10 protein-coding genes and 1 pseudogene are annotated in these 12,933 nt (G+C 48.3%); 2 read left to right on the top strand and 9 right to left on the bottom strand.

Features of this window, described 5'->3' with window-relative positions:
• Positions 1-41: 41 nt before the first annotated feature.
• The 3 genes and pseudogenes from G5S52_RS04540 to moeA form a co-directional block, all read right to left on the bottom strand.
• Positions 42-1,387: pseudogene (locus G5S52_RS04540) on the bottom strand (putative bifunctional diguanylate cyclase/phosphodiesterase).
• Positions 1,388-1,816: 429 nt separating this feature from the next.
• Positions 1,817-2,566: a molybdopterin-synthase adenylyltransferase MoeB gene (moeB, locus tag G5S52_RS04535; RefSeq protein ID WP_165011973.1), complete on the bottom strand. Its 750-nt coding sequence runs from the start codon at positions 2,564-2,566 to the stop codon at positions 1,817-1,819.
• 7 nt (positions 2,567-2,573) lie between these two features.
• A complete protein-coding gene (moeA, locus tag G5S52_RS04530) occupies positions 2,574-3,809 on the bottom strand; it encodes a molybdopterin molybdotransferase MoeA (RefSeq protein WP_165011972.1) in 1,236 nt (411 codons plus the stop codon).
• 344 nt (positions 3,810-4,153) lie between these two features.
• Between moeA and folE the strand changes: the two genes are divergently transcribed.
• Positions 4,154-4,810 carry a GTP cyclohydrolase I FolE gene (gene folE / locus G5S52_RS04525; protein ID WP_165011971.1) on the top strand — a complete coding sequence of 219 codons (657 nt, stop codon included), beginning with the start codon at positions 4,154-4,156 and terminating at the stop codon, positions 4,808-4,810.
• A 75-nt stretch (positions 4,811-4,885) separates the two neighbouring features.
• Here folE and G5S52_RS04520 read toward each other — a convergent pair whose 3' ends face one another.
• From G5S52_RS04520 to G5S52_RS04500, 5 genes are all read right to left on the bottom strand, one after another.
• Positions 4,886-6,079: an amino acid aminotransferase gene (locus tag G5S52_RS04520; protein WP_165011970.1), complete on the bottom strand. Its 1,194-nt coding sequence runs from the start codon at positions 6,077-6,079 to the stop codon at positions 4,886-4,888.
• Between the two features lie 316 nt (positions 6,080-6,395).
• A complete protein-coding gene (gene asnS / locus G5S52_RS04515; protein ID WP_165012119.1) occupies positions 6,396-7,796 on the bottom strand; it encodes an asparagine--tRNA ligase in 1,401 nt (466 codons plus the stop codon).
• Between the two features lie 243 nt (positions 7,797-8,039).
• Positions 8,040-9,155, bottom strand: coding sequence for a cytochrome-c peroxidase (locus G5S52_RS04510; RefSeq protein WP_235956089.1), 1,116 nt, complete (start codon positions 9,153-9,155; stop codon positions 8,040-8,042).
• A 9-nt stretch (positions 9,156-9,164) separates the two neighbouring features.
• A complete protein-coding gene (locus tag G5S52_RS04505) occupies positions 9,165-9,719 on the bottom strand; it encodes a hypothetical protein (protein ID WP_165011969.1) in 555 nt (184 codons plus the stop codon).
• Between the two features lie 200 nt (positions 9,720-9,919).
• Positions 9,920-11,524, bottom strand: coding sequence for a methyl-accepting chemotaxis protein (locus G5S52_RS04500; protein WP_165011968.1), 1,605 nt, complete (start codon positions 11,522-11,524; stop codon positions 9,920-9,922).
• Positions 11,525-11,750: 226 nt separating this feature from the next.
• Here G5S52_RS04500 and queD point away from each other — a divergent pair, with 226 nt between their 5' ends.
• Positions 11,751-12,113, top strand: coding sequence for a 6-carboxytetrahydropterin synthase QueD (gene queD, locus G5S52_RS04495; RefSeq protein WP_002535034.1), 363 nt, complete (start codon positions 11,751-11,753; stop codon positions 12,111-12,113).
• 98 nt (positions 12,114-12,211) lie between these two features.
• Here the strand turns inward: queD and queE are convergent, their stop codons facing one another.
• The gene (queE, locus tag G5S52_RS04490; RefSeq protein WP_165011967.1) at positions 12,212-12,874 is read right to left on the bottom strand and encodes a 7-carboxy-7-deazaguanine synthase QueE; all 663 of its coding nucleotides are present in this window, start codon (positions 12,872-12,874) and stop codon (positions 12,212-12,214) included.
• Positions 12,875-12,933 lie beyond the last annotated feature (59 nt).

The following is a 12,933-nucleotide window of genomic DNA, read 5'->3' as shown; positions in this document are numbered from 1 at the left end:
TTGGGATGAATAGGTTGGGGGTTCTGAGAAAGAAATATCGGTCAGTTTTGACTGGCAACGCGGGAGTTGATAAGTAGGGCTTCGTTTAGCCAGGCATCGGTCTGAGCAAGGTTCATTGGGCGGCCGTACCAGTAGCCCTGTATTTTGTCACAACCAATAGAGACGAGATATTGACCTAAAGCTTCGGTTTCCACACCCTCAGCAACCACACGGCAATCCAGACTATGGGCAAGGTAAATGGTTGATCTTACGATGGCTTCATGGTTGCTACTGTAAAGAAGATCGGTCACAAAACTGCGGTCAATTTTGATTTCGTCTATCGGCATATTGCTCAGGATCGACAGTGATGAAAAGCCAGTTCCGAAATCATCAATACTCAGTGATACACCCAACTTCTTAATTTTCTCCAGTACAGCCCGCGCTTTCGCCGGATTCTGCATCATGCTGGTTTCCGTGATTTCCAGCGTCAGTTGGGCAGGGTTGATGGCATAACGGCTGAGCAGTTTTGACAGGTAAGGTTCGAGTGAGTCATCTTCAATGTCTTTTGCCGAAAGGTTGACCTGAACTTGCGGCGTTATAGATTGCTGTCGCCACACGGCGAGCTGGGCGACTGTGCTTTCCAGTACCCAATGGGTAATTTTTTGTATGGCATTGGTTTGTTCAGAAGCGGGATAAAGTCATCCGGTCTGACACTGTAACCGTCAGCCAAAGGCCAGCGTATTAAGGCTTCAAAGGTGGTGCTGCCCGGATTGTGTACGTTCATGACGGGTTGGAAATTGAGCTCAAAATCCATGGTTTCAAGCGCGTTGTGAAGCATGGCGGCCAATTCCGTTTTATCGTAGAAGTGGCTGGATGCCGCTGGCTCGTAAATAGCGTATGGCGCCTGAATCCGCTTGGCGTTGTACATGGCTACTTCCGCTCGTTTGAGAATTTCTTCGGCGTTACTGCCATGTTCTGGGAAAAGTGCCACGCCGACCGTATTGGTGAGATTCACATCGTGGTCATTGATCGTTAGTGGGTAGTCCAGATAGCTCTGAATGCCCTCGATGTACTGAGCAATATTGATGTTTTCAGGATCATTCATAATCATGGTAAAGCGGTTGCCGCTGGAGCGCGCGAGAAAAATGTCTTCATCCACAAACTCTTTCAGTCGAGCCGAAAACTGTGCGAGCAACACATCCCCTTTTTGATGGCTGAATACTTCGTTGATGTTGTTGAAGTTATTGATATCAAACGTGATCAATGCGAAGTGTTGCTGGGAAATGTTGTAGTCGACAATCTGTGTGGAAATGCTGCTCAGCAGAAACTTCCGGTTGGGTAGTCCTGTCAGGTTGTCATGAGACTCGTTGTGGCGTTGTTGAAATTCCGCATAGGCAATGCGCTCCATGCTGCGTGAGACCACGCTGAAAATCATGACGCAGAAAATCCCTCCGCCGAAAAAGACCATCGAGACGATGAATTCAATTGTCGACGCATCTGCTTTCGTGGAGAGGTAGGCTGCAAAAGTCGCATATCCCAACACAAAGCCGAGCATGACCGGAATAAAGCTAAACGTAGACGGACGGCGATCTCGACGATAAAGGATGATCGAGGATTTCAGCGCCGATATGAGGGCGAGCATTCCAAGTATGACAAGCACTATTGAGACGGTCGTAATCATCGTCCTATCACTTCGCCCGCGGTGAAATACTAAGGTCAAAAGACCCTTGCAAGGAGGTTAGGGCTGCCTCGATATGCCTAGGCAGCATAAACTGTTATAAATGTAGTAGAGATTTGTCGATATTGAGAAAAGTGTCAGCAAATCAAGGTGGTGGTGTTAACTATTGCAGACAGTGCAGGTTGGATACTTGGGCAAGTTGAAGTTTCGCCATTCGCTGCTCATGGCGTCATACAGCATAACCTTGCCTGTTGGGGCAGGCGCAAATCCTGATAACAGTTTTATCGCTTCCAGTGCCTGGCAAGCACCGATAATGCCTACTACTGGGCTCAAAATCCCCGCTTCAACGCAGCTTAAAGCTTGCTCGCCGAACAGGGCGCTGAGGCACTGATAACAGGGTTCTTGATCACCATAGGTGAACACTGCAACTTGTCCTTCAAGACGAATAGCAGCACCACTGACCAATGGCTTTTTCACTTCAAAACAAAGACGGTTCAACTGGTTGCGGGTTTCGATATTGTCGGAGCAATCCATTACCAAATGATGTTGTGCAATCAAGTGGCGAAGCGAATCGTCATCTAACCGCTTGGCAATGGTATTAATCACAACATGCGGGTTAAGTTGACGAAGGCTGGATGCCGCTGACTCGACTTTGAGCTCGCCGATAGTGCTGTCACTGTGGAGGACTTGGCGCTGCAGGTTAGACAATTCAACGACGTCATCGTCTATCAGGGTCAGTTTCCCGACCCCTGCAGCAGCAAGATATTGAGTCGCAGCACAGCCAAGGCCGCCTGCACCCAATACCAGAATACTGCCTTCCTTGAGCGCTTCCTGACCGTCAAAATCAAACTGACGCAGAATGATCTGACGGTTATATCTGAGTTCTTCTTCAGGAGAGAGAATATCCACGCTTTCCTCAGTTCAACACAGCATTAAAAGGTTCAATGGTGACGGTTTCGCCCACTTCTACATGACCACGGCTTTGTTCAAGTACCGCGAAACAGTTCGCGAGAGACAGAGAACTGAATGCACCTGAACCTTGATTGCCCGTTGTTGAAACCAATAAATCGCCATTTTCATCCGTGCGATAAATTGCACGTTGATAATCTGCACGACCAGGTGCTTTCTTGAAGCGGGTTTCGGCTTTGGCTTTTAGCGTAATTGAAGGTTGCCACTGTGTATGGCCTGCCAATTTTGCCAATAGCGGCTGAACCAAGACGTGCAGCGTTACTAGCACTGAAACCGGGTTACCTGGCAGACCGCAGAAGAGGGCATTCTTTACTTTACCGAAGGCAAAAGGTTTCCCTGGCTTAATGGCGATTTTCCAGAACCCGACTTCGCCTTCCTGATCCAGAATGTCTTTGGTGTAATCGGCTTCACCCACGCTGACACCACCCGAAGTCACAATGACATCGGCTTCAGTTGCTGCTTTAAGGAAAGCCTCGCGAAGTTGGTTGGGACAATCAGGAATTACACCGAGATCAATGGCTTCGCAATGCATCTTCTCGAGCATGGCGCGAATGGTATAGCGGTTGCTGTCGTAGATTTCACCTTTGCCCAGTGTTTCACCCACCTGACGTAATTCATCACCTGTCGAGAAAAAGGCGACTTTTGGGCGGCGTATAACAGTAACGTCAGCAATGCCCAGTGTCGCCAGCATTGGCACTTCGCGTGGTGTTAGCAGCGTGCCTTTTGGAATAACAACGTCACCTGCTTTTACATCATCACCAATAGGGCGGATGTTTTGCTGTGGTTCTGCAGATGCGGTAAAAGTGATCTGGTCGCCTTCAACTGTCGTTTGTTCTTGCATGATAACTGCGTCCGCACCTTCCGGTACTTCTGCGCCTGTCATAATGCGGATACAACTGCCTGTTGGCCATTCGCCTTCAAATGGCACACCGGCAAATGATTTGCCTGCCAACGTCAAGGTGTGGGATTCTCCCAAATCGCTGGTACGAAGTGCGTATCCATCCATGGCAGAGTTAGCAAAAGGTGGCACGTTTAGCGGTGAGCGGATGTCTTCCGCGGTAATGCGGTTTTGCGCATTCACGAGAGAGACCACTTCTGTTTCTGTCAGCGGTGTTGTGTTGTCCAGAAGGGTGGTAATGGCCTCAGAAACGGGCATCAATCCCGGCGTGTCGCAGCAACCCATATAAAAACTCTCTTTCGATTTTTGAATACTGTAGCCGATTGCGAATGTCAGGTCATATGACGTGACTTTGATGCTTAGCCTATGATCTCTATGTAGAGATGTACATATGGCTCTCGCCATCGGGGCAACGAGATTTATGTCAGAGCGTATTCCGCCCAGCTCGTAGAAGAAAGGCGGTATTATCGCAAACTTTGTGGGCGGAAACTAATGCCCACACGCAATTCGAGGTGTAATTTTCCTACTATTAACGTTATGCTTCAAAATTCTGACAGCACATTGATCCTTGTCCTCAAAAGGCGAGTAATAAATAAAACTATAACATTGGAACGATCCGAGGAATGACTATGACAGCATTGAGCGATTCTGCAAAACGAGTCCGTGAGGCGCTGATAGCACGTGGCATTGAGACTCCGATGCAGGCCGGTTCGTCTATGACCGCCCAAGAGAAGAAAGAGAAAATCGAATACCACATGCGCGAGATCCTGACTGCAATGGATCTCGACTTGGAAGATGACAGCTTGACCGAAACACCGATCCGCATAGCAAAAATGTATGTGGATGAGGTCTTTTCTGGCCTGGATTACACCAACTTCCCAAAAATTACAGTTATCGACAACAAGATGGGCTGTGACGAGATGGTGCGGGTGAAAGACATTACGTTGACCAGTACCTGTGAGCACCACTTAGTGACGATAGACGGCAAATGTACTGTGGCCTATCTGCCAAAGAACAAGATTATCGGCCTTTCAAAGATTAACCGCATCGTGCGTTTCTTTTCCCAGCGCCCACAAGTTCAGGAGCGTTTAACGCGTCAAATCTTGGTGGCTCTGCAAACACTGTTGGAAACCGACAACGTAGCAGTTCACATGAATGCTACTCACTACTGTGTGAAAGCACGTGGTGTTATGGATGCTACCAGTGCGACCACGACAACTGCTTTGGGTGGCATATTTAAATCGAATGCTTCAACCCGTGCTGAGTTTCTTCACGGCATCGGCTGACAAAGCTGGTTGGTAAAAAGCAGATCAAAAAGAAAAAGCGCCGATTGGCGCTTTTTCTGTCTCTACCGTTCCAGATTATTTCAGAACAGCAGCGATACCTTTACATAGTGGGCCCATGTTTGAGCGGGTCATACCAGCGACGCTGATTCGACCAGAGCCAACAATGTAAACACCGAACTCTTCTTTCAGTTGGTTCACTTGTTCTTTGGTCAGGCCGGAGAAAGAGAACATGCCGTTTTGACGTTCGATGAAGCTGAAGTCGCTGTCTACACCTTCTTCTTTCAAGGTCGCTACAAACAGTTCGCGCATCGCCTGAATGCGAACACGCATGTCTGCCACTTCCTGCTCCCACTCTGCACGCAGTGTGGCATCGTTCAGGATAACAGTCACAACCGCAGCGCCGTGCGCTGGTGGGTTAGAGTAGATAACACGTGCAATGCTCTTCACTTGGCTGAATGCAGTTGCTGCTTGTTCAGCAGATTGACCGACCAGTGTGAATGCACCAACACGCTCATTGTAAAGACCGAAGTTTTTCGAGAATGAACTTGCGACCAGAAGCTCTGAGCAGCTTTCTGCAAAAATACGCAGACCTGCAGCATCTTCTTCAACGCCTTTTGCAAAACCTTGGTAAGCGAAGTCAAACAGAGGCAGAAGACCTTTTTCTTTCACCAGTGCTGCCAGTTGTTGCCATTGGCCAGCATCTGGGTCGATACCGGTTGGGTTGTGGCAGCAGCCGTGCAGAAGCACAACATCACCAGCATTTGCGGTTTGCAGGTCAGCCAGCATGGCATCAAAGTCCATGTCTTTGGTTTCTGCGTTGTAGTAGCTGTACTGTGCGACTTCCAGACCTGCCGCTGCGAATACGCCATTGTGGTTTGCCCAAGTTGGGTTGCTCACCCAAACTTTCACTTCGCCAAGTTGGCGTTTGATGAATTCCGCCGCCAGACGAAGAGCACCGGTACCACCCGGAGCTTGTGCAGTTTGTGCACGTTTGTCTGCGATTACTGGAGCATCAGCGCCGAACAGCAGTTTTTGCACTGCCAGACCGTATTCAGGGGTACCTGGAATCGCCAGATAAGATTTGGTGGTTTCGTTTTCCAGCAGAACAGCTTCTGCTTTTTTAACGGTTGCCAGAACAGGGGTGTTTCCGGATTCATCCTTGTAAATACCTACACCCAAATTGATTTTCTCAGCACGGGTATCGGCTTTGAATTCTTCGGTTAGGCCTAGAATAGGGTCGGCGGGAGCCGCAGCAATTTTTTCAAACATCTTCGTTCATCCATGGCGTTAGTAACTTTCTTTTTTTATAACATTTGGCTGATCGTAATAAAACGGAAATTTAAGGATTTTTTACGATTAGCTATCACTTGGCTACTGGATGACAATAAAGCCTCTATTTCTCTATCTTTTCTTATTGGCGTGATGCGGGACAGACAAGTTTTGGAGGAGTGACACAAAATCCTGAAACACCCATGAGAAGGGGAGTCGGACGTGCCAGAGAAGATGAAAATCTCGTGCGCCAGATGAAGAAAAATTACAGACAAAAAAGGCCGCTTTCGCGACCTTTTTAAAAAACCAAAATGGATTAGAAGTTTGCGCTACGTGGGGTACGTGGGAATGGAATAACGTCACGAACGTTGCCCATACCTGTCACGTAAGAAACCAGACGCTCGAAGCCCAGACCGAAACCAGCGTGTGGCACAGTGCCGTAACGGCGCAGGTCGCGATACCAGTTCATGTGCTCTGGGTCGATGTTCATCGCGCGCATACGCTCGTCAAGTACATTCAGACGTTCTTCACGCTGTGCACCACCGATGATTTCGCCGATGCCAGGTGCCAGAACGTCCATCGCAGCAACAGTTTTACCGTCGTCATTCAAACGCATGTAGAAAGCTTTGATGTCTTTCGGGTAGTTTTTGACGATAACTGGCGCGTTGAAGTGTTCTTCAGCCAGGAAGCGCTCGTGCTCAGATGCCAGATCGATACCCCACTCAACAGGGAATTCGAACTTCTTGCCAGATTTGATCAAGATGTCGATAGCATCGGTGTAATCCACTTGAGCGAAGTCAGAATCAACAAACTTCTCAAGACGGGTGATCGCTTCTTTGTCGATACGCTGAGCAAAGAATTCCATATCGTCACGGCGCTCTTCAAGCACAGCTTTAAACACAAACTTCAGCATGTCTTCTGCCAGCTTCGCAACATCGTCCAGCTCTGCGAACGCGACTTCTGGCTCAACCATCCAGAACTCCGCAAGGTGGCGGCTGGTGTTTGAGTTTTCAGCACGGAAAGTAGGACCGAAGGTGTAAACTTTGCTGATCGCACAAGCGTAAGCTTCTGCGTTCAACTGACCAGATACGGTCAGGAAGGTTTCTTTACCGAAGAAATCTTCGTTGTAATCAACGTCGCCTTTGTCAGTGCGAGGCAGGTTTTCCATGTCCAGTGTAGAAACACGGAACATCTCACCAGCACCTTCAGCGTCAGACGCTGTGATTAGTGGAGCAGATACCCAGAAGTAACCTTGCTCGTGGTAGAAGCGGTGGATCGCTTGTGCCAGACAGTTACGTACACGTGCTACTGCACCAATGACGTTGGTGCGTGGGCGCAGGTGAGCCACTTCGCGCAGGTACTCAATCGAGTGACGGGTTTTCGCCATTGGGTACGTGTCAGCATCTTCAACCCAACCAACCACTTTCACGTCAGTTGCTTGCAGTTCGTATGCCTGACCTTGTCCCGGGCTTTCTACCACTTTACCGGTAACTTCTACAGAGCAGCCTGTGGTAAGACGCAATACTTCTTCCTGGTAATTATTCAGCTCATTAGGAACAACCGCCTGGATAGGGTCAAAACAAGAGCCGTCATAAATGGCAAGGAAAGAAATACCGGCTTTTGAATCACGACGTGTGCGGATCCAACCGCGAACAGTGACTTCTGTGTCTACTGCCGCTTTGCCGTGCAGGACGTCTGCTACAGGCACATAGTTCATAATTTGCATCTAACTCCGTTGAAGAATATCCGACGATTCAGAGTCGTCGGATTAGGATAATTCGCACTAGGACTGGCAAGTTTACCCGCATACCTGAGCTACCTCAAGATGCAGTAATAACGAGGCTTCATGGTGCGATGAGATCGAAGAAAAAACCAGCAGAAATATAGGAATAAGTAGAAAAACTTATGACCCGGCGCAGAGCGCCGGGCCAAAACTGCAATATTGTGGTCTGGTTGTCGGTTAGATGTTGCCGCCCGGGTTCAATCCACTGGGTACAGATTCAGGAATCGATTTATCAAAATCTTGATCCGTCAACGAGCGAAGGAAGGCTTCAATCGCATCAATGGTCTCAGCGTCAACATCCTCAAAGTCCAGTTGGGAAATATCAGGGTCTCCACCGGGGTTCGCCATGTCGTCATAAAATACGATGGCTTCACGGAGCGTTTTGACTGTGCCGTTGTGCATGTAAGGCGCGGTGAGTTCAACGTTTCGTAGACTAGGTGTTCTGAATGTGTTGTTGACGCCATTGTCGCTGATGCCTTCAGAAACCAGTTTGTGGTTGCTGTCGACGGGTAACTCATGAAGCTGAAAATCTGAGAACATAGGGCCGCTATGACAAGCATTACAACCGGCATCAATAAAGGCGTTAAGCCCTTGGATTTGTTGTTGGCTGAGCGCTGAATTATCTCCCCTCGCATAGCGGTCAAAAGGCGAGTTATTGGCGATTAAAGAACGCTCGAAAGCGGCGATGGCCTTACCTATTCGCTCTTCGTTAATCGTGCTGTCACCAAAGGCGTCGGTAAACATCGAAATATATTCTGAGTTCTGTGAGAGACGGAAGACGACTTCTGGCAGGATCTCCTCTTCTGTAAACATCTCGCCGCGCATTTCTTCCAAAGAGCGGATAGGGTCAAGCGCTTGTGCTTCAAGAGACACTGAGCGGTTATCCCAAAACATCACGGTGGCACTGGGGTCGTAGTTGCCATCTTCGTCAATCCCATTGTAAGCCGTGTTGATAATGGTGGGCGCATTACGCAACACCAGCGCACCAGAGACGCGCTCTGTGGCTAAACCAAGGCCGCCGACGCCCATGCTGACATCGAGATTGTCGCCATAGCCAACATTCGGGTGGTGGCAGGTGGCGCAAGCTACATCTTCATTGCCTGAAAGAATCGGATCCCAGAACAGCATCCTGCCAAGAGCGATTTTTTCGTTGGTAGATGGATTGTCTGCCGGCTCAATGATGGATAGTGGCAAGCTTCCGACTTGAGGGTTGTTCCCATTACCACCTAATGAGGCGTCACCACAGGCTGTTAGAAGAAGTGGAAGTACCATGGTAAAAAGTCTTTTCATCATGAATACCTCTTAGAATGAATAGGAAAGGCTGATACCGAGTGTGCGGTAATCCGAGCCGTATTGATTGATAAAGAGCTTGGTTCCGACTGTGTTTTGCCATTCAACACCCAGTCCAAAAGCAGCTTTGTAAGTGAATTCATCAAAGTCACTGCTAGCATTGCGGTCGATGAGCGAAATGGCATAGGACTCTTGAATGTAAGCAGCCCCAACTGCGGCTTCTAAAAATGCTCGGTTTCCCCAGAAGTAACCAAAGTCCCACTGAGAGCCGAAGTCAGCGTTGTAAATGTCAAAAGTACTGCCTTCATCGTCGGAGTCTGTACGGTAGCCGGAAGACAGGTACAAATGAAAAGGTGACTGGCGCAAAAAGAAATATCTAAACTCACCGCCAATCAATAACTCATCCTCGGCGGCGACGCCGCCTTCGGTAAGAATTTCCGTTGTGATATCTAGCTGATAAGTGTTGAAGTCATCTTGTGAGTAACAACTTGCGGCAAAAATAAGGGGTAATGCTGCCAACGTCATTGGAACCGAAACGAATTTTTGTTCGGGAATACGGCTTTTCATTTCTAACAGTCCGTTGCTTCAAAGGATTAAACGTTAGATATAAATCGAAGCGTGTGAAAAAATGTCGAAGGCTTTATTGGGCTGGTTGAGCCTGGGGTTCAAGTCATCGAATGGGACAATAGTGGGTAAGATATACTGCCAGAAAGACAAAGCCCCGCCTTGGTTGCGGGACTTTGATATTTAAGACTGAGCTCGCTGGGTTATGCCAACTTGAATTGGTCGATCAGTTGCTCGAGTTGATCGGCGAGGTTTTTCAGCATCGCGCTGATGGCCTGTGTCTGGTTGGCGTTGGTTGATGTGTCTTCCGCATGGGACTGAATGGTCACCACCTGTTCTCTAAGGTTATCCGCCATTTCAGCCTGATGTACTGTATCTTGACTGATCTCTTTGGCGTTCGCATTCACAATCAGTATTTCCTCGGCGATCTGAGCCAATGAGTTAGACAGTTGCATGACGGTATCAGAGCGCTGAGCCGTGTTTTCGCAAGTGGTCTCGATGGCTGAAGCTGAGCGCTCGGCATCGGCTGTCAGTTGCTCGATGATGCTCTGAATATCGCCTGTCGCATCATGGGTGCGACTGGCAAGACTTCGCACTTCGTCAGCGACAACAGCAAACCCGCGACCTTGCTCGCCAGCTCGGGCTGCTTCGATCGCAGCGTTAAGCGCGAGAAGGTTGGTTTGTTCGGCGATACCGCGAATGACTTCCAGAATGCTGTTTACTTCCTTGCTTTGCTGGTTCACAGCAAGGATTTGATGACGAACCTGATCGACTTCCTGAACCAATTGCTGGATCTGTTCCGCTGCGACATTCGCGACGTTGCGACCTTGTTGTGCGTTCTCGGCCAGGTTTTGGCTCAGTTCTGCTGCCTCCGTGGTTTTCTCTTCCACGATGTGCTGATGATGTTGAACTTCATCAATAGACGAAGACATCTCCTGCGTTTCCCGGTGTTGATTCTCAACCAGGTTATTGGTTTCACTGGAGACATTAGTCAGCACTGTGGCTTCCTCAAGCAATGTCATGGCTGTACCTTTCACGCGGTTCAGGCTGCTAGAAAAGCTGTCGAGCAGGGTATCGCAACTGGCTGCCAATTGGCCGATTTCATCGTCCCGGTGCATGGCCAAGCGTTGGCTGAGGTTTTTTTCTTCGCTGCAACGATGCATGAAATGGGAGATTCGCTTCAAAGGCGAAACCAAACTGACGCGAACAAAGCCGAAGGTCAGTGCGAAACCGCCGAGGGTAATGGCTCCCATAATGCCAGCCGTGACCCACATATCCCCGTTGATACTTTCATAGAGTTCAGACAGGTTATATTCCAGCCTCACGACGCCAAGAACGGTGTCCTCTGGAACAATGTGGCACTGCATACAATTGGTGCCGCGATAGTTTGCGCTGGCTTTCATAGGCAGAGCGACAACAATACCGGGACCATAATCACGGGTAACACGCTCTACAATGGTTTCTCCTGCTACCGCACGTTGATCTATGTTATCGAGAATTGCCTGATTGGGATTTCCGGGGCCGAAGATGCTTGTAATGCCATCGGCACGGATAACTCGGGCATCTTCAATGCCATTCTGTTCCAGTACTTTATTTCTCAGCGCTTCCTTTTGATGGATGGTGCCGGTCAGCATCATCATGTTCAGGCTATCGAAATAATTGCTGGCTTTATCTAAGGTTTGCTCTCCGACAATATCAGTAACAAAAGTTTTCTGGTGGTTAGTTTGGTAGATCAGGGAAACAGCTAATACGACAGAAAATATACCGAGCAAGACGAAGAGTATTTTGACCGCTATTGGTAGGCGCATTGTTAACGATGACTTCCATGTAGTTATTATTATCAATAGTTTAGCTGCAATAATGTGAATAAGTATTAACCATGATGTTAATGTGTGATTGTTGCAACACAAAAATTTATGGGTCGTCTCGCACGCTTGGATATTGTTATTGCAGCCGAATCAGTTTGAGCTCAACGCAATTATTGAGTAGCATCGCCGCGCAATGTAAAAACACTCGATCACAGGAACGCTAAAAATGCATACCGAACTGTTTAAAGAATTCATGTTTGAAGCGGCACACCGGCTGCCGAATGTCCCAGAGGGACATAAGTGCGGTCGTCTGCATGGCCACTCTTTCCTGGTTCGAATTTATGTGGCTGGTGAAGTGGACCCGCATACTGGTTGGGTGATTGATTTTTCTGAGATCAAACAAGCATTCAAACCTATCTATGATCGCCTGGACCATTACTACCTGAATGATATTGAAGGTCTGGAAAACCCAACCAGTGAAGTGTTGGCGAAGTGGATTTGGGATCAGCTAAAACCAGAACTGCCAATCCTTAGTAAGGTTATGATTAAAGAAACCTGTACAGCGGGTTGTATTTACACTGGCGAGTAAGCAGTTTGCTTTAACAGCGGAATAAAAAAGGGCCAACTTGGCCCTTTTTTTGTGCCTTGAAAAATAAGCAGTCTACCTGCCTTTTTCAGAGAGTAATATCAGGCAATTTCCAGATACTTGTGTGTTTGAATCGAAAGACGCCAGTTTTTCTTGATGCAGGTTTCAATACATAGCTTAGTTGCGCGTTCTTTTTGGCTGATTGGTTGAAGTGCAACTTCTTTGTCTGATAAATCAATGCCTTTCAGTAGTTCTTCGAGCTTTTCAATATCACTTTCTGTACCCACTGGGTGCTTTATCTCATTGGCACGCGCTAAGGCTTCTCCCAAAACTGGCAGTTTTCCTCGCATATTAATCTTAGGGGAAACAGTGACCCAGGTATTGGAGGTGGCTTTTACTGCATAGGTGCCGCTGGTTTCGATCTGACAGCGATAACCATTTGATTCTAATAGTGAAGTTAAAGGCAGTAGATCAAACATACAAGGCTCGCCACCAGTAATCACCACATGTTTGGCGTGATAGCTGCTTTGCAGGTGAGTCAGAATTTCTTCGGCAGTGACTTTCGTCCACAATGGGCTATCGCCATTTTTCGCGATAATGGTTCCAAAATCACGTTCATCGGCTGGCAGAGTATCCCATGTCTGGCGCGTATCACACCAAGGGCAGCCTACCGGACAGCCTTGAAGACGAACAAAGACAGAAGGTACGCCGGTGAAGGTGCCTTCGCCCTGAATAGTTTCGAATATTTCGTTGACGTTGTACATACCGCTAAAACAGTCACTGGTTCAAAGAAGGGGGCAGATTATGTCAGTTTCGGGGGCGA

The organism is Grimontia sedimenti (assembly GCF_011045095.1).
Lineage (GTDB): Bacteria > Pseudomonadota > Gammaproteobacteria > Enterobacterales > Vibrionaceae > Enterovibrio > Enterovibrio sedimenti.
Note: the sequence above shows the minus strand (reverse complement) of the source record. Positions and strands in the feature narration are given on the sequence as shown.